The organism is Mycobacterium sp., from assembly GCF_049683355.1.
GTDB lineage: Bacteria > Actinomycetota > Actinomycetes > Mycobacteriales > Mycobacteriaceae > Mycobacterium.
Genome location: NZ_JBAUJB010000400.1, coordinates 1 through 17,564 on the forward strand (window position 1 = coordinate 1; position 17,564 = coordinate 17,564).

12 protein-coding genes, 1 tRNA gene and 4 pseudogenes are annotated in these 17,564 nt (G+C 68.2%); 9 read left to right on the forward strand and 8 right to left on the reverse strand.

The genetic code is table 11. The features are described 5' to 3' along the window. Both WA944_RS22785 and dcd read right to left on the reverse strand, forming a co-directional pair. The coding region (locus WA944_RS22785; RefSeq protein ID WP_526647376.1) for a DUF7159 family protein at positions 1-1,170 on the reverse strand (1,170 nt) is incomplete at its 3' end. Positions 1,171-1,397: 227 nt separating this feature from the next. Then, positions 1,398-1,970 carry a dCTP deaminase gene (gene dcd, locus WA944_RS22790; protein ID WP_526647377.1) on the reverse strand — a complete coding sequence of 191 codons (573 nt, stop codon included), beginning with the start codon at positions 1,968-1,970 and terminating at the stop codon, positions 1,398-1,400. Between the two features lie 247 nt (positions 1,971-2,217). Here dcd and WA944_RS22795 point away from each other — a divergent pair. Then, a tRNA-Gly gene (locus tag WA944_RS22795) sits at positions 2,218-2,291 on the forward strand. Here the strand turns inward: WA944_RS22795 and WA944_RS22800 are convergent. Next, positions 2,280-2,996, reverse strand: coding sequence for a hypothetical protein (locus WA944_RS22800; RefSeq protein ID WP_526609832.1), 717 nt, complete (start codon positions 2,994-2,996; stop codon positions 2,280-2,282). The genes WA944_RS22795 and WA944_RS22800 overlap by 12 nt on opposite strands. 376 nt (positions 2,997-3,372) lie before the next feature. Beyond that, a complete protein-coding gene (locus tag WA944_RS22805; protein ID WP_526372953.1) occupies positions 3,373-3,927 on the reverse strand; it encodes a hypothetical protein in 555 nt (184 codons plus the stop codon). 25 nt (positions 3,928-3,952) lie between these two features. Between WA944_RS22805 and WA944_RS22810 the strand changes: the two genes are divergently transcribed. From WA944_RS22810 to WA944_RS22830, 5 genes and pseudogenes are all read left to right on the forward strand, one after another. Further along, the gene (locus WA944_RS22810) at positions 3,953-5,344 is read left to right on the forward strand and encodes a lipocalin family protein (RefSeq protein ID WP_526372951.1); all 1,392 of its coding nucleotides are present in this window, start codon (positions 3,953-3,955) and stop codon (positions 5,342-5,344) included. 125 nt (positions 5,345-5,469) lie between these two features. Further along, positions 5,470-6,471, forward strand: coding sequence for a GGDEF domain-containing protein (locus tag WA944_RS22815; RefSeq protein ID WP_526372950.1), 1,002 nt, complete (start codon positions 5,470-5,472; stop codon positions 6,469-6,471). Between the two features lie 57 nt (positions 6,472-6,528). Continuing rightward, positions 6,529-7,443, forward strand: a complete 915-nt coding sequence (sodC, locus tag WA944_RS22820) for a superoxide dismutase[Cu-Zn] (RefSeq protein WP_526609836.1) — start codon at positions 6,529-6,531, stop codon at positions 7,441-7,443. A gap of 27 nt (positions 7,444-7,470) precedes the next feature. Then, positions 7,471-8,270: pseudogene (locus WA944_RS22825) on the forward strand (SDR family NAD(P)-dependent oxidoreductase). Beyond that, positions 8,263-8,892, forward strand: a complete 630-nt coding sequence (locus tag WA944_RS22830) for a phosphotransferase (RefSeq protein ID WP_526372945.1) — start codon at positions 8,263-8,265, stop codon at positions 8,890-8,892. Before WA944_RS22825 ends, WA944_RS22830 begins: the two are co-directional and overlap by 8 nt. Before the next feature lie 296 nt (positions 8,893-9,188). On the opposite strand, the pseudogene WA944_RS22835 reads toward WA944_RS22830, so the two are convergent. The 3 genes and pseudogenes from WA944_RS22835 to WA944_RS22845 all read right to left on the reverse strand — a co-directional run bounded on the left by WA944_RS22835 (position 9,189) and on the right by WA944_RS22845 (position 12,499). Then, positions 9,189-10,484: pseudogene (locus WA944_RS22835) on the reverse strand (acyl-CoA dehydrogenase family protein). Positions 10,485-10,495: 11 nt separating this feature from the next. After that, a complete protein-coding gene (locus WA944_RS22840) occupies positions 10,496-11,284 on the reverse strand; it encodes an enoyl-CoA hydratase/isomerase family protein (RefSeq protein ID WP_526647378.1) in 789 nt (262 codons plus the stop codon). A 2-nt stretch (positions 11,285-11,286) separates the two neighbouring features. Then, positions 11,287-12,499: pseudogene (locus tag WA944_RS22845) on the reverse strand (acetyl-CoA C-acetyltransferase). Between the two features lie 179 nt (positions 12,500-12,678). Here WA944_RS22845 and WA944_RS22850 point away from each other — a divergent pair. The 3 genes and pseudogenes from WA944_RS22850 to WA944_RS22860 all read left to right on the forward strand — a co-directional run. Next, positions 12,679-13,431, forward strand: coding sequence for a hypothetical protein (locus WA944_RS22850; RefSeq protein ID WP_526372942.1), 753 nt, complete (start codon positions 12,679-12,681; stop codon positions 13,429-13,431). Positions 13,432-13,494: 63 nt separating this feature from the next. After that, positions 13,495-14,727: an FAD-dependent oxidoreductase gene (locus tag WA944_RS22855; protein WP_526647379.1), complete on the forward strand. Its 1,233-nt coding sequence runs from the start codon at positions 13,495-13,497 to the stop codon at positions 14,725-14,727. A gap of 26 nt (positions 14,728-14,753) precedes the next feature. Beyond that, positions 14,754-15,521: pseudogene (locus tag WA944_RS22860) on the forward strand (SDR family NAD(P)-dependent oxidoreductase); the annotation flags it as partial. Between the two features lie 166 nt (positions 15,522-15,687). On the opposite strand, the gene WA944_RS22865 reads toward WA944_RS22860, so the two are convergent. Then, on the reverse strand, positions 15,688-17,466 hold the full coding sequence (locus WA944_RS22865) for an Hsp70 family protein (RefSeq protein WP_526647380.1): 1,779 nt from the start codon (positions 17,464-17,466) through the stop codon (positions 15,688-15,690). Between the last annotated feature and the right edge of the window lie 98 nt (positions 17,467-17,564).

The window sequence follows — 17,564 nt, forward strand, 5'->3', positions numbered from 1 at the left end:
GGGCGCGGGTGCGGGTGCGGCAGGTGCGGGGGCCTGCTCCACGAACACCGTCCGCGGCGTCTGAGCCGGCGCCTGCTGGACCACGGGCACCGGCGGTTTGATCGTCTCGGCCGACGGCGGGTCGACCGGCTGCTGGGCTTCCTGGACAGGCGCCGGCGCCGGAACCTGACTGCTCGGCACGATGACGGCCTCCGCCGGGCTCGGGCGTTGGTCGGCCGTCGGGCGGATGCTGACGGCCAGCGAGATGACCAGTGCCACCACGCCGACCACGAAGATCGAGGTCAGCGCGCTGCCCACGAGCAGGAACGGCTTGCGCTCCTCCTCGACGGGCCGGGCGTGGGTCTGCGCGAACTCGTCGACCTCGTCGACCATGTCGACCGCGGGCTCGGCGCCCACCGGCGCCAGCTGGGTGCCGGCTCCGGCCAGAACGGCGTAAACCGAGCCGGCGGTGGGGCCGTCCGGGTCCTGGGAGTACGCAAGGCCCACGGTGGACGCCTCGAAGGCCGGCGCCGCGGCAGAGGCCAGCGCCGCTCCGCGGGCCAGCGCCATCTCTGCATCCTCGGGTGCGCTCACCGGCAGCGAGACGAGATGTTCGAGGTGCGCCTTGACCGAGCTGACGTCCACCCCCGAGCCGACGACGAACATGGCCTGCGGAGGGGCCTCCTGAGCGGCGACCGCCTCGGCCATCTCCGTCAGCACGGCCATCGCGTCGGTGCTGTGCAGCGTGCGGCTGAGAACCTTGACCACCGAGCCGTCGTCGGTCTGCACCACAGACAGCGTCGCGGTGTCACGGTTGACGAACAGCAACGCGGTGGTGTCGTAGCCGACCGCGCGCCCGACCGCCTGCGCCAGCGAGGACGCCGCGTGCCCCTCGGAGACCAGCATGACGTCGTCGATGTCGTGGGCGGCCAGCGCATCGCGCAGCGCGGCGGCCTCGGCGTGGTCGCTCCAGGCGACACCGATCGACTTGAGGTGATGCCCGCCGGCCTGCGCGCTTTCCCGGGTACCCAGAACCGCCGCCAAAACCTGATCAGCAGCGTTTGCTGTGCCCTCTGCCGAAGCGACGTCGAAGACGTCGTGGTCGACGGTGACACCGTCGGCCTTCTCGCCTTCGACCAGCACCATGCGGACCGTCGTAGGTGTCATCGACACACCCAGCACGATGTCCACTGACCCTCCAAAATGTTTGCTATGCCTGGTTCGTCGCCGATGCTCATCCAGGCACGACGAGCCGACAACTAGATAGTTCATCGGCCTGACCAGCTGACGCGTTACACCTGATGCAGTTAGCTGATGGCGACGAAAATCTGGCCGGAACGCGACGGCATGGATGCGCGAGAGCGCCGGTGCCTCCCGACCCTACTCGCGTGATCGAGACTCGGCTGTGACGTTCCTGGTCAGCTGGATTTGATGAAGTTCTGGTAGGAACGCGACGGCGTGGGGCCTCGCTGGTTCTGGTACTTGGAGCCCGCTTTCGCGCTTCCGTAGGGATGCTCGGCGGGGCTGGTCAGCCGCAGCAGGCAGAGCTGGCCGATCTTCATCCCGGTCCACAGCGTGATGGGCAGGTTCGCGACGTTCGACAGCTCCAGCGTGATGTGCCCGGAGAACCCCGGATCGATGAACCCGGCCGTGGAGTGGGTGAGCAGCCCGAGCCTGCCCAGCGAGGACTTGCCTTCCAGCCGACCTGCCAGGTCGTCGGGTAGGGAGCAGCGCTCCAGCGTCGCCCCGAGCACGAACTCGCCCGGGTGCAGGACGAACGGCTCCCCCTCCTTCGGTTCCACGAGGGAGGTCAGATCATCCTGGCGTTCGGCGGGATCGATGTGGGTGTAGCGGGTGTTGTTGAACACTCGGAAGAGGTTGTCGAGACGGACATCGACGCTGGAGGGCTGGATCAGGACGTCGTCGAACGGGTCGATACCGAGCCTGCCGGCCTGGATCTCGGCGCGGATGTCACGGTCGGAGAGCAGCACGGCACGAGCGTAGCCGCCGAGTCGGGCCGAGAATCGCCGAGCAGGCTGGAAACCGGTCGCACCCCGCATCGCTGTGCAACTCGAAGACCGCGCGAATGCACGCTTTATGACGGGATCCGACTGAAATCCATCACAAACCGTACTTTCGGCGTGCATCTCCTCGATGAGCTGGCAGAGGACGTCTCAACTCAACACTGGGCAGCTCACGGCGGGTGCCCGCGGGGTGTTAGCCTTCGTGTTCGAACAGGCCGATGTAGTTCAATGGCAGAACATCAGCTTCCCAAGCTGAATACGCGGGTTCGATTCCCGTCATCGGCTCCACGATGTTGCAGTCTGGTCGCTACTCGACCGACCGGCGGCCTCCTTGTGCTGGTTTCGATTCTCGATGAAGAACGAACCGAGCAATCCTGCGAGCGCGCCGAACACCACCACCGAGAAGATCGCCAGCACCACGTCGGTCACCTGGGCGAAGCCGTCGGGCTTCCCCAATGGCTCACCTGTGACAGCCCCCAGCGCGGCCGAATGCAAGGCATCCGCGTACCGGGGATAGTCGCTGAACTGGTACAGCAACTGACTGCTGCCCAGCACCGTGATCGCCACCACCGACCCGAGGCCCGCCAGCCTGCTGCCCAACACCTGCTGTGCGGATCGGCTGCCCCGCACCGCGCCGGCCAGCACGCGACCTGATCTGGTCAACCGCGCAACCCGGAGCAGCCGCAGCAGCCGGAGGAACGGCAACACCAGGAAGATCACCTGCCACCAGTTGCGCCGGAGGAACTTCGTTGTGCTGGGCGCCACCACCAACCGCGCGACGAACTCGATTGCGAAGACCGCCCACAACAGCCAGCTCAGCACCGCCAGCACCGTCGACAGCGGACCCGGGCGCGCCAGTTGCTCGCCGAGCACCAGCAGCACGAACACGATGCCGAGCACACCCATGACCGGCGCCAACCGGTCCAGAATCTCATCGGCCCAGCGCTCGCGCTGGTCCGCCGGCCGATGCAGCAGTTCGTCGCCGCGCACCATGTTCTACCGGTACCCCTTACACGGCGGCGCAACCAAACCACCTTGCCGCTCCCCTTTGGGGGAGGCCCCACGGTAGCCGTATGACAGAAAACAACAGCGCCGCTAGATCGCCCTGCCTGCGGTGGTGACGGCGGCGACACCGAGACGACCGGCACTGCTGGGCGAGGGGCGACGGTGGCTCGCAATCCGGCACTCGCGGCACTGACGCCACCGGCGGCAGCGAAGCCCGAAGCTTCCGCAGTCGATCACCCGCGTGCGCCCGTGAAAGTACGGTTTCTGACGCATTTTGCGTGTAGCGCCGTCACAAACCGTGCGCTCGAGAAGACGGGCCCATCCGTATCCAGCAAAATGACGTCTCGCTGACGTTGCTGACAATTTAACCCCACCGTCTGTCGGCCCACGGTTTAATTCGCGCCGTGACGACGCGACGGTGGGTGCTGTGGTTCGGGGCCATGAGCGCGGGTGCGTGCATCGCGCTCGGCGCAGGCCAGGGCGTCGCCGCAGCCGACACGGATTCCTCCGACAGCAGTAGTGGCGCCGCCAGCCGGTCGGCTGGGCAGGACTCGTCACAATCCGCCGATTCGTCGACGCGGAACAGCGATGCCTCCGGGAAAGCGGACGCCCCGACGGATCCGGGGTCGGTGCCCACTTCCACCCGACGCTCGGACGCGGAGGCGTCGGAGGAGTCCGAGTCCGGAACCTCACGCACTGAGCGCGAAAGCTTGTCCTCGCTGGAGCGCGACGCCGCGGCCGCAGACGACAGCGAGGTCAGCCCTTCACCTGAGGACGAAGCGACCCAGACGAAGAAGCGCTCGGCGGTGCCGACGTCGGCAGAGGCTGAGCCCGCGGAAACGTCTGCACCTACGGACACCCCAGCCGAGTCGACGACATCCGTCATCGCCGATCCGGTGGCGCTCGGAACCGACTCCACGACTGGGTCTTCGGAGACAGGCACCATGCCGTCCGAAGTCGGGGCGCTTGCGGTCAGCGCCGGTACGGTGACCGGCGTCCAGACCGGCAAGGCCAAGCTGACCATCCCGGTAGGCACCAACGGCTACACGACTCGTGCGGACTGGTACCTCCCGACCCAGGCCGACGGTTCGGTCTCCGCGACCGGCGTGATGTGGCTGCAGCACGGCTTCCTCGGCAACAAGCTGTTCGTGTCCGCGCTGGCCGAGAGGCTCTCGCAGCAGACCAACAGCATTGTCGTGGCGCCCAACATCTCGTCATTCCCACTGTCTTGTTCGGCCTGCTGGCTCAACGGCGTGCCGATGCAACAGGCCGTCGCGAGCATGTTCCTCGCCGACCGGGCATCGCTGAACGCCAGCGCGCTCGCCGCGGGTTTCCAGGGGACGTTGCCGGAGAACTTCATCCTGTCCGGTCAGTCCGCGGGCGGTGGCTTCGCCGCCGCGGCGGGAGGCTACTACGCGACCGACCCCGGCAACGACGACAGCCTGCGCGGCGTCGTGATGTTCGACGGATTCGCATGGAACGGCGTCGTGACCGACGCCCTGGAGCGCTTGGACACCCTGGACATCCCCGTCTACCAGGTCGCAGCACCGCCTCAACCGTGGAATTCCAACGGCGCCGCCACCGCGGAGCTGGTGGCGGCCCGCCCGGGACAGTTCGTCGGCGCGACCCTGGCAGGCGGCTCCCACTACGATTCACTGATCGGCGCCAACCCGCTCATCGACTTCTTCGGGCAGCTGGTCACCGGATTCTCCCCACCCGGCAACACCGAGGCCGTCTACACGCTGGCCACCGGCTGGATCAACGACATGTACCAGGGCCTGGGCCCGACCGACGGCAACGGCATCTACGGCGCCCCGGACGAGTACATCGTCATGGGCGACACCGCCGCCATCGTTCTCGGCCCCCCGCCGGTCGTCGACATCAACAGCTACCTCGGCACCTGGTACGAGGTTGGCAGCGTCAAGCAGTTCTTCTCGATCGGCCTGGTGAACACCACCGCGGTGTACAGCCCCAACCCCGACGGGTCGATCAAGGTCGAGAACTCGGGCAACTACTTCTTCAACAACGGGCCGCAGTCGACCATCACCGGTGTCGCGTTGCCCGTCGACTCCACGAACAACAAGCTCAATGTGCGGTTCTTCGGGCCGGCATCGGCCAATCCCCCCGGGAACTACTGGATCGTCGACCTCGACCCGGACTACCAGTGGGCCGTCGTCAGTGACCGCACCGGCCTCAGTGGTTTCCTTCTCAGCCGCACCCGCACCGTCTCGGACGCCCTCTACCAGGAGTTGCTGGACCGGGCGTCGGTCAAGGGGGTCAAGGGGCGGATCACCCCGACCCGGCAGCCGGCCGCGGGGACCACCACCGCGCTCTAGCAGGCCCGACCGCCTGTCGGATCGATCAGCGCAGCGGTACCCTCTTCCCCGGGGGTGCGCTGATTGTGTCGCGGTTGCAGCGGTGGTGGCGGGAACCAGACCAATACGACTGGACCACAGACTTTTTGACCCAACGGGGGCTGCTGCGGTCGGCACAGATCGTGATGGCCATCGTTTCGGCGTCAGCAGCACTGGTGCCCCTGAGCTTCCTGGGCGCCCTTCGCTGGCCCCCGGTGACCTTGGTTGCGCTCGGCGTGGTCGGCGCAATCCTCACCATCGGCATGACGGTGGTGTGGCTCACCCGGTGGCCGACCCGCCGGCAATCCGAGGTGGCCATCATCACCGGCACCCTGTGCGTGGCCGTCTGGAGCCTCGGTCAGCCCACCGCGGCGGTGTCGCTGCTGGCCTGCACAGCGACCGCCGTCACCGGCGGCTACATCGCGTTCTTCCACAGCACCAAGCTGCTGGCGTTCAACTTCGTCGTCGCGATCGTGATCGCGACGACGGCCTCGTGGCGGCTGGCCGCCGACGCGGGCGTGGGGACCGCGGTGGCGGCGTTCTGGCTTGTCTGGTTTCTGAACTTGACTGTGCCGGTGGCGATTCGGAGCATGTCCCGGGCAATGGGCACCTACGCCATTCGCTCGGACGCTGATCCGCTGACCGGACTGCTCAACCGCCGCGGGTTCGCCGACCGGGTATTGCGTCAGCTCCGTCATGCGGATGACGCCGACGCCGACCTCACCCTGGTGATGGTCGATCTCGACAACTTCAAACGTGTCAACGACACGCACGGGCACGCTGCCGGCGACCGCGTGTTGAAGGCGGTGGCCGAGCTGCTGAGGCACCACAGCCCGCCGGATGCAGCCATCTGCCGCGCGGGCGGGGAAGAGTTCCTGATCGCTGTGCGCACCGACGCCGCCGTCGCGGGCTCGGTGGCCACGCAGCTGTGTGCGGCCATCGCGGCCTTACCCGAAGAGGTGACGGCCAGCGTCGGCATCAGCAGAATGCCGATCGCGAGCCTGCGCAGCCGAGACACCGAATCGCGGCTCGACGACCTCATCGCGGCGGCGGACGCCGCCATGTATGCCGCCAAACGCAACGGCGGAAACCAGGTCAGGCACCAGTAGCCGGCGCAGTCCGGCAAACTGCACGACAGCCCGGCACCGAAGTTTTACCGTGGAGACATGTTCAAGCCCGTCACCTTCGCAATGCTCTTGGCCACCCCCGCCCTGCTCTTGACCGCCTGCGGTTCCGAGGACTCCGCCGGTGAGGACACGACCTCGGCGACGACGAGCGAACCGGGAGGTCCGCCCGCCGGTACCGAACGGCTGACCGCGCAGCTGGCCACCGCCGACGGCACAGAGGTCGCCGACGCCACGATCGATTTCGCCGATGGCTTCGCCACCGTGACGGTGGAAACGGTGGCGCCGGGCATCCTGTCCCCCGGATTCCACGGCATGCACATCCACTCGGTGGGCAGGTGTGAACCCGATTCGCAACCTCCCGGCGGTGGTGAGCGGGGAGATTTCCTCTCCGCAGGCGGTCACTTCCAGGCCCCCGGGCACAGTGGCCACCCCGCGAGCGGTGACCTGACGTCACTGGAGGTGCGTTCCGACGGATCCGCGAGGTTGGTCACCACCACCGATGCCTTCACCGCCGAGGACCTGTTGGCCGGTGAGAGGACCGCGCTGATGATCCACGAAGGGCCGGACAACTTCGCCAACATCCCACCGCGATACACCATCGACGGCACGCCCGGCGCTGATCAGGAGACGCTCGCCACCGGCGACGCCGGTGGTCGGGTGGCGTGCGGTGTCATCACCGATCCGGCGGCGGAAACCACTGCAACGACAGAAACCACCGTGACGACAGAGACCACCGTGACGACCGCCCCGCCGGCGACCACCGAGACCGAGACCACCGAAGTGGTCCCGCCGCCGGCGACCACGGACACCGAGACCGTCACGGTGACTCCCACCACGACGACGATCAACCCGCCGCAGATTCCCAGCCCTCCACCGGTGCCGGAAGTCCCCGACGTGCCTGACGTACCCGCGGTGCCGAACATCCCCGGCGTGCCGGGACCCGGCAACCCGTAGGAGTCGTGTCACCGCAGGGATCGCGGGATGACGCCGCCAGAACGCGGCGGATGCGACGGCAAGGTCGCGTTGGTCACCGGGAGCAGCCGGGGTTTGGGCAAGGCGATCGCGCTGCGGCTGGCCCGCGAGGGCGCGGTGGTCGCGTTGACCGCCCGCACCCTCGACAGCGACCCCAAGTACGACGGATCCCTTACCCAGACCCGCGACGAGATCGTGGCCGCAGGCGGCCAGGCACTCGCCGTCCAAGCCGACCTGTCGCAGGCCGGTGACCGTGACCGCCTCTTCGCCGAGGTCGTCGACACCGTTGGCGCGCCCGACATCCTGGTCAACAATGCCGCGGTGACGTTTCTGCGGCCGCTCGACACGTTCCCGGAGAGGCGGGTCCGGCTGATGTTGGAGATGCACGTCGTCGCGCCACTGCACCTGAGCCAGTCGGCCGTTCCCAGCATGCGCGAGCGTGGCCGGGGCTGGATTTTGAACCTGACGTCGGTGGCCGGGGACCTGCCGACCGGCCCGCCGTTCGCCGAATTCGACACATCGGCCGGTTTCGGGATCTACGGTACGGCCAAGGCAGCACTCAATCGGTTGACGAAAAGCCTTGCGGCCGAGTTGTACGACGCCGGGATCGCCGTCAACGCCGCAGCGCCGTCCCATCCGGTCCCACCCCTGGCGCCGGTACGCTCGACCTGGCCAAGACCGACACCGAGGACATCGCGCTGATCACCGAGACTGCGCTGCGATTGTGCACCGGTGATCCGAGAACACTCACCGGCCGCGTCGTCCACACCCAGTCTTTCCTGCGGGAGGTGAACTGGCTCGGTGGCTGAACTGGACGTCGACGAGTTGCGGACGCGGCTGTCGACGGCGGGTGTGTCGAATGTGCTCCCGCTGGCGGGCGGGGCGTCGAGCTTGACGTTTCAGGGCACGGTCGGTGATCGGCCCGTGGTGGTGAAGGTCGCGACTCCCGGACGGCCACCCGTCGGGCACCGCGACGTGTTGCGCCAGGCTCGAATGATCTGTGCGCTGCGGTCGACGAATGTGCCGGTGCCCGAGGTGTTGTGGCAGGACGTGGGCGCTCCGCCCGACACCCCACCGCTGTTCGTGATGTCGATGGTTGAAGGGAGCAGTTTCGAGCCACTGTTCGACACTGTCGACGGCCCGCCGAAAACCGTTGTTTCCGGGCGCTATCACAAAGCCACCCAGGTTCTGGCGATGCTGCACGAACTGGCGCCCGCGGCAGCTGAGATCGACCGATGGTGCGCGACGCTGCGAACCGTCGATCCCGCGTGGGTGCCGGGGTGGCCCGAGACGTCAGAAGCGCTGCGCTCCTGCGTCCCCGCAGCGATGGCACCCGCGGTGGTGCACGGCGACTTCCGGCTGGGCAAACCTGCTGGCCGTCGACACGGACATCACCGCGGTGATCGACTGGGAGATCTGGTCGGTCGGTGACCCCCGCATCGACCTGGGCTGGTTTCTCGTCAACGCGGACCCCCACACCTATCGCGGCCGCAGCACCTACGTCCACGCCGTCCCGGCTGTGGAGCAACTCGCTGCGGACTACGGCGACATGCGGGGCGTCGAGGTACCGGAGTTGGCCTGGTTCATGGCCCTGGCCTGCTTCAAATCCGCTGCGACATGGGCGCTGGTCGTCAAACACAACCGCCGCAGTTCCAGTCCGCGGCCCAAACTGGAGGCGACGGCTCCGGTCTTGCCGGCGTTGCGAGTCGGGCCCGCACGCTGCTCGATTAACCGCGCGGGATACCGGCCAGCTTGTCGGCGAACTTGGCCTCGGCGGCCGCTCGCAAGCGGAGCAGATGCTCGGACGGGAAAGCGTCCGGTGCTGGTTCCACATCCCTGAGCAACAACCGGGCCAGCGTCACCTTGTGCACCTCTGTGGGTCCGTCGGCCAGGCCCAGGACAGACGATTCCGTCAGGTACTGGACGAACGGCATCTCGTGTGAGGTTCCCAGCGACCCGTGGATCTGCAGCGCCCGCGCGGACACGTCGTGCAGCACCTTCTGCATCATCGCCTTCACCGCCGAGATGTCCGCCCGCACCGCCTTGTAGTCGTTGTGCTGGTCGATCTTCCACGCAGTCTGCAGCGTGAGCAGGCGGAAGGCCTCGATCTCCATCCACGAGTCCGCGATCATCTCCTGGACCATCTGCTTGTCGCCAGCACGCTGCCCTGCGTGTAGCGCGACACCGCCCGTTCGGCGATCATGTCGTAGAGGCGCCGCACCAGGCCCACGGTGCGCATGGCGTGGTGGATACGACCCCCGCCGAGGCGGGTCTGCGCGACGATGAACGCGCCGCCACGCGGCCCGAGCATGTGATCGGCCGGCACCCTGACGTTCTCGTAGCGGACGTGGCCCTCACGGCCACCGCCAGGTGGTTGGTATCCGAGCCCGACGTCCCGCAGGACGTTCACACCGGCGGCGCCACCGGGCACGACGAACATCGAATACCGTTGGTAAGGAGGCGCTTCCGGGTCGGTCAGTGCCATGACGATGATGAAGGACGCCATCGCGGCAAACGCCGAGTACCACTTCTCGCCGTTGATGATCCAGTGGTCCCCGTCCTGGACAGCCGAGGTGGTGAACACCTTGGGGTCGGCACCGCCTTGAGGCTCGGTCATCGAGAAGCACGACACGATCCGGTTGTCGAGCAGCGGTTCGAGATAGCGCGCCTTGAGTTCCGGGGTTCCGTAGTGGGCGAGGATCTCGCTGTTGCCCGAATCCGGTGCTTGCGAACCGAAACACGATCGGTGCGCACTCCGAACGACCGAGGATCTCGTTGAGCAGCGCCAGCTTCACCTGGCCGTAGCCGGGACCGCCGAGGTGCGCCCCGAGGTGGGTGGCCCACAGGCCTCGGTCCTTGACGATCTGTTGCAGCGGCGGAATCAGCGCCTGCCGGACCGGATCACCGAGATCGTGTGACTCTTTGACGACCATGTCGATCGGTTCGCACTCTTCTCGGACGAACTCCTCGACCCAGCGCAGTTGCACGCCCCAGTCCGGGTCGGTGGTGAAGTCCCACGCCATCGGTTGTCCCTTCAGTCGGTCCCGCGCCGAGACCACTTCGTACGTCGCGCCGCGGCGTCGTCGGTCGCGTGGGTGAGCACCTGATTACGGTTTTCCAGTTGCAGCGCCGCACCGAGTTCGGTGTCTGTGTTCGCTTGCAGCGCCTGCTTGGTCAACTGCACCCCGAGTGGCGTGTGTCCGGCGATCACAGCGGCCATCTCCACCGCCGCGTCGCTGAGACGGTTCGACTCGACCATGGCGCTGACCAGGCCGCGGCGGTCCGCCTCCTCGGCCGACACCGTTCGACCGGTGAGCATCCAGTCAGCTGCCACGCTGGTGCCGACGATGCGCGGCAGGTGGTAGCTCATGCCCATCTCCGCACCGGACAGGCCGAGCAGGATTGCGGCGTTCCCGAAAGTGGCGCTCTCCGAACACAGTCTGATGTCGCAGGACAGACACAACGCCAGTCCTGCTCCGACGCAGACACCGTTGACCGCGGCGATGACGGGTTGGGGCAGATCGCGGATCGCCTGGGGCAGCGCGGCCATGGCCTCCTGGAAGCGCAACCGATCGATCGCGGGTGCGGTGGCCTCGAGCATCCCGGGACCGAAGTCGCGCACGTCGATGCCGGAGCAGAAGCCGCGGCCGGCTCCCGTGAGAACCACCGCCCGCACGGAGTGGTCGGCGGCGGGCGTGCTGAAAGTCCGCATCAGCTCGTCGCGCATCACCTCGTTGACGGCGTTGAGGCGTTCGGGACGGTTCAGGGTGAGGACGGCGACACCGTCGCGTGGGGTGTCGAGGGTGACGACCTTTGTGGACACGGTCAGACCCGCTCGATGATCGTGGCGGTGCCCATTCCCCCGCCGGTGCACATGGTGACGAGGCCGGTGCACAGGTCGCGGCGTTCCAGTTCGTCGAGCACGGTGCCGATGAGCATCGCGCCCGTGGCACCGATCGGGTGGCCCAGCGCGATCGCGCCTCCGTTGACGTTGACCCGGTCCTGGTCGAGGTCCAGGTCGCGAATCGCCTTGAGCGGCACGGCGGCGAAAGCTTCGTTGATCTCCCATAGGTCTATGTCCGCGACACCCATGCCTGCCCGATCCAGACAGCGCAGCGCTGCGGGCCCGGGTGCGGTCAGCATGATGATCGGTTCGCTGCCCACGGCGGCGGTGGCGCGAATGCGCGCGCAGCGAGACGCCGTGGGCTTCGAGGTAGTCGGCGGACACGATGGCCGTCGCGGCGGCACCGTCGACCACGCCCGACGAGTTGCCGGCGTGGTGCACGTGGTCGATGGAGTCGACGTCCGGATACCGGTCCAGACAGATCTGGTCGAAGGTGCGGTCCTCACCGTCGACCGACACCGTTCCCATCGCCGCGAATGCCGGCGTGAGTGCGGCCAGTTTGTCGGCCGTGGTGCCGGGTCGCGGGTGCTCATCCTGTTCGAGCACCACCGCCCCGTCCGCATCGGTGACCGGTATCAGGGAGCGATCGAATCGCCCTTCGGCGGTGGCGGTGGCGGCACGCTGCTGGCTCTGTGCCGCATAGGCGTCGACGTCGGCGCGGCTGAAGCCTTCCAGGCTGGCGATCAGGTCGGCTGAGATCCCCTGCGGAACAGTCGGATACATCGACCGGAAGGCGGGATTGCCGCCGTCGATCGTCGGTACCCCGACGGTGAGTCCCCACCGGGACATCGATTCGACGCCGCCCGCGACCACCAGGTGTTCGGCACCGCTGGCGACTGCTGTCGCAGCGACGGTGACCGCCTGTTGACCGGATCCGCAGAAACGGTTGAGCGTCATGCCGGGAACGGTCTGCGGCCAACCGATCAGGAGCACGGCCAGCCGCGCGATGTCGTCGCCGTGGTCCCCGGCGAGGATGCCGTTGCCGGCGATGACGTCGTCGACCTCCGCGGGATCGAAGCCGGTGCGGTTCGCCAGCGCGGCCAGGCACTGGCCGAGCAGTGCTTGCGGGTGGACGTGGTGCAGGGCACCGTCGGGGCGGCCCTTTCCGCGTGGCGTGCGGACGGCGTCGAGAATCCAGGCGTCGATGGTCGAAGCTCCCGTCGTCGCGAGCTGCAAGGGCTGTGGTCGAGAACGTGAGAAGCGTATTCTCGCAGAATGCTGAGCGCAATACCGCTACGCGATAATGCATTCTCGCAAGGGCATGCGGCAGCCGGTCTCGTTTGGGGAATGGCCGAAGCGGACATGATGAGACAGTGAGCCTGCTACCGAACCCCGATGTGACGCTCGACGACGCCGCCGTCGAGGAGGCGTTGCGGCGTGCCGTACAGATCATCAACCCGCTGCTGGACGTGTTGTGGGGAACGGACCCGTTGGGTCTCAAGCGGCGGCACTCCGACGCGGATGGTGGGCCGCTCGACAAGGTCGGCGGCGGGATCGCGTGTGCGCTCAACGCCGCCGACGTGCCCGGCACACCGGCCTGGGATGACATGGACACCGATGCCAGGATCAGCTGGTGGGTGCGCCGCGTCGGAGCGTTGAACACCGTGGCGGTGGCGTTTCCCGGAGTGCTCGGTGTCGTGGGCCGTCAACTGCCGATCCAGGACCTGCTCGGGTTCGCCAACCAGGCCATCGTGCTGTGCGCGGTGGCGCGCGAACTGGGGGTGTCAGACCGTCGCGTACAGGTCCGCATGCTTGCCGCGGTGCTCTGTGAGCGAGACCTGTCCGACGTGAAGGACGCGGGCGCGGAACTCCCGTCAGAGGAGGTCTCACGCTCCCCGCTGGGCATCGCCAAAGCGTTGTGGAAGCTGGTGGGCCTTCTCGACGCCGTGGGCGCCGAGTTCGCCAAACGCCCCCAACCACGGGCGCCCTACCGGTACCTGGGCATGTTGCCCGCGGTCGGCGCAGTCGCGGCCTACCTCGGCGAACGGGGTGCGCTGGTGCGTGCGGCGAAGGCCGGCCAGCAGTGGCTCGACCGGGACCCGCATCAGCAGGCCTCGGCTCCCTGACTGCAGACTCCCTGATTGCCCAAACGCGATTCCCGTCTCCGCCCGATCAGCCACCATGGTGCAGTGAGCGAGAAGACCACCTGCGCGGTTGTCGGCGGGGGTCCGGCCGGGATGGTGCTTGGACTGCTGCTGGCCCGGGCCGGTGTCGACGTGACCGTTCTGGAGAAGCACGCCGACTTCCTCCGCGACTTCCGCGGTGACACGGTGCATCCCACCACTCTGCGGCTCATCGACGAGCTCGGGTTGTGGCCGCAGTTCGCCGCCCTGCCGCACAGCCGGTTGGAGAAGGGCACGTTCGAGGTCAGCCCCGGGCACTCCGTCACGATGGTCGACTTCTCGCGGCTGCGCCAGCCGCACCCGTACGTGGCGATGGTTCCCCAGTGGGACCTGCTCAACCTGCTGGCCGAGGCCGGCAGGGCCGAGCCGGGTTTCACGCTCCGGATGAGCACCGAGGTGACCGGGCTGCTGCGCGTCGACGGCCGCGTCACCGGGGTCCGCTACCAGGGCCCGGGCGGGCCGGGGGAACTGCTCGCCGACCTCACCGTCGGATGCGACGGGCGTGGATCGGTGGTGCGGGGCGACGCCGGGTTCCAGGTACAGGAATGGCCGGTCAGCTTCGACTTGTGGTGGTTCCGGCTGCCGCGCCAACGGAGCGACCAGCACTACACGCTGTTCCCGCGGCTCGCTCCGGGGAAGGCGATGATCGTCATTCCCCGCGAGGGCTACCTGCAGATAGCGCTGCTGATCCCGAAGGGATCGGATGCCCGACAGCGGGCCCGTGGGCTTGACGCGCTCCACGCCGACGTCCTCGAACTGCTCCCCGGGGCCGGCGACACGGTCGAGTCGGTCACCACACTCGACGACGTCAAGAATCTTGACGTACGGCTGAACCGGTTGCGCCGCTGGCACATCGACGGGCTGCTCTGCATCGGCGACGCCGCCCACGCCATGTCGCCCGCCGGCGGCATCGGGATAAACGTGGCCGTCCAGGACGGGGTGGCGGCGGCCCGGCTGCTGGCCGGGCCGTTGCTGCGGGGCGAGGTGACCGACCGCGATCTGGCCGCCGTGCGGCGACGCCGCGTGGTGCCCACCGCGGTGACCCAGGCACTGCAACGGCAGATCGACAAGCGGCTGCTCGGGCCGATCGTTCGCGGCGAGGGAGGCGCAGGTCTGCCGCGAGTGCTGGTCGGGCTCGTCGAGCGGGTGCCGTGGCTCGCAGTCATTCCCGGCTTCCTGGTCGGGGTCGGCATCCGGCCCGAACGCGCACCTGCGTTCGCCAGGAGGGCGCCGAAGTAGGGTCGGACCGTGCCCGACACCATTGCCCCCGCGAACCGTTCGACCTCACCGGCCACGTCAGCGTCGTCACCGGCGGCGGCTCGGGACTCGGACTCGGCATGGCCCACGGCCTGGCGCGGGCGGGAGCGTCGGTCGCGGTGATCGGCCGCAACCCGGAACGGCTGCAGACCGCGGCAGCAGTGTTGCGCGAACAGGGCAACCCGGTGCTGGCGGTGCCCTGCGACGTCACCGACGAACAGGCCGTGACAGCGGCCATGGCCCGGGTTCGCGATGAGTTGGGTTGGCTCGACTCGTGTTTCGCCAACGCCGGAGTGCGCGGCAGCTTCAGGCCGTTGCTCGACACAACGCTGACCGAGTTCCGGTCGGTCACCAGCGTCGACCTCGACGAGGTGTTTCTCACCCTGCGGGAGGCGGCGCGGCAGATGATCGCGGCGGGGCGCGGCGGCAGCCTGGTCGGCGTGTCGAGCCTGGGCGCGCTGCAGGGCATGCCCCGGCAGGCCGCGTACGCCGTCTCCAAGGCCGGTGTCACGTCGCTGCTGGACAGCATGGCCGTGGAGCTGGCGCGTCACGGGATCCGGGCCAACACGATTCAGCCCGGTTGGTTCGAGACCGAGATGACCGCGGCCGGGATGGCCGACGAGCGATTCATCTCGCGTGTGTTGCCACGGGTGCCCGCGCGCCGGTGGGGCGGTCCGGACGACATCGCCGGTGCCGCCGTGTACCTGGCCAGTGCGGCGAGCAGATATCCCACCGGCGACGTGCTGCGCATCGACGGCGGCTATCTCAAGTTCTGACCACTGCCCGGGCGTATGGGAATCGGCCCGATCGGCTGTCCCCTCCGCAGCCGATCGACCCGACGTGCAAAACATATGCCCGAAACGCCCGGAGAGGAATCGGGGGAATCCCTATACCTCGAAGTCTGACCCTGGCGTCAATTCCATTCGCTCGGCCGCGGAACTGCTATGAGCCGTCCGGAACCGGGATCGGTACGGGCACCGGGACGAACGGGATATCGAGATACGTCGTCGTCATCGGGGTGGTATCGCGCGCCGTCGTGGTCGGCGGTGCCGTTGTAGTCGGCTGCGTCGTCTGCGCTGTCGTCGTCAACGTTGTCGTCGTCGTGGGGGGCGTGGTGGTCGTGGTGGTGGTGGTGGTCGTCGTCGTTGTTGTCGTTGTCGTTGTGGTGGTGGTCGTCGTCGTGGTGGTGGGCGCCGTCGTGGTGGGCGGAGTCGTCGTGGGCACGACGGCAGGCGGGGGGACCTCAGCCGTCGGCTGCGGTGGCGGGGGCTGAGCGGGTTCGTTGGTGAGTGTCGGGACTTCCGCGGGAGGTTGTGACGGGGTGAACGCGCTGCTCAGCGGAGCGGTCCCCGGTCGTGGTTGCTCCCGGTCGGCGTTGTCGACGCTGGTCAGTGCGATCGCGACGCCTCCCACTGCGACGAGCGCGATGGCCGCCGCGATTCCGAACACCGACATGGGCAGCCGCTGCCAGAACTTGTCGTCGTCCTGAGCCACAGGTTCGGGCTCGTAGGCGTCAACAGGCTCGTACGCCTCCGGGGCGACGTAGAAGTCCTCACCGGAGTACGGGACGACGTCGTCACCCGATGCGTCGTCCTGCGACCACGCCAGCGCGCCCAGTGTCGCCGAGCCCGCCTCCTGAGCCGGCGGTCCCGGCACGGGTACCGCCGGTGCCGCCCAGGTGGCGGTGTCCGCGCCGCGCCCGTACGCGGCGAACAGTGCGGCGCCCACCCCGGCGTCGAGAGCAGGCTGCGCGGTGGCGACCACCCTGGCCTGCGACCGCTCCGAAAGTCGCTGCACGATCAGCGGAATGCTGGCGCCGCCGCCGACCAGGGCCACCGTGGAGACACCGCTCCAACCGATGTTGTTGCGCGCCAACATGTCTTCGATCGCACCGACCACCCGATCGAGCGGCCGGGCGATCAACTCCTCGAGCTCGGCCCGCGTCACCCGGATGTCACCGCGGTAGCCCGGTAACTCGACGTTCAGCTCGGTGACGGTGTCGCGGGACAGTTGCTCCTTGGCGGTACGGCACTGCTCGCGCAACACGGCGAGCGAACCGACCGCCGCGGTCTGGCCGGGATCGACGTCACCACCGCCACCGCTGATCCCGTCCAGCACGTGGCTCAGCAACGCCTGGTCGATCTGGTCTCCGGCGAAGTCGGGGATCCTCTCGGTTCGTCCGATCACGTCGAACGCCGACGCCGCATCGGCGAGGGTGATGCTGGTGCCACCGCCACCGAAGTCCAGCAGGGCCACCGTGCCCCGCCGGTCCAGACCGGGGCTGGCGTTCAGTGCGGTCAGTGCGGCCACCGCGTCCGGGATCAACCGCGGTGGCACCCCGCCCGGCGCCAGGATCTCGCTGGCCACGACAGTGCTCTGCAGCGCACCCGACATCGCCGGGCTCCAGTAGGAGGGCACAGCGATCGCGACGGCTGAGGGGCGTTGCCGGGTCGCGAGGCCCGCCATCGACTCCAGCGCCTCGACCAGCAGCTGTTCGGCCGGGTAACGGTTCCCGTCGGCGGCCACCAGCGGAACCGGGTCGCCGACGCGGTCGACGAACCCGGAGAGTACGACCCCGGCGGCGTCGTTGCCCCCGGTGCCGACCTCGGGCGGTGCGTGGCCGTACAGGGTCAGCACCGATCGCCGGATCACGGGTTGACGTCCGACACTGGCGGCGACCAGGTTGGTCGTCCCGATGGACAACCCGAGGGGTTCGCTCATGACCCAGGCCACGATAGCGCCCGAACCGATCCCAACCGCTCAGACACTCTGCCCTAGGCCGCGTAGCCGCGGTGTGCTGCAATGTCGCCATGGGTGAC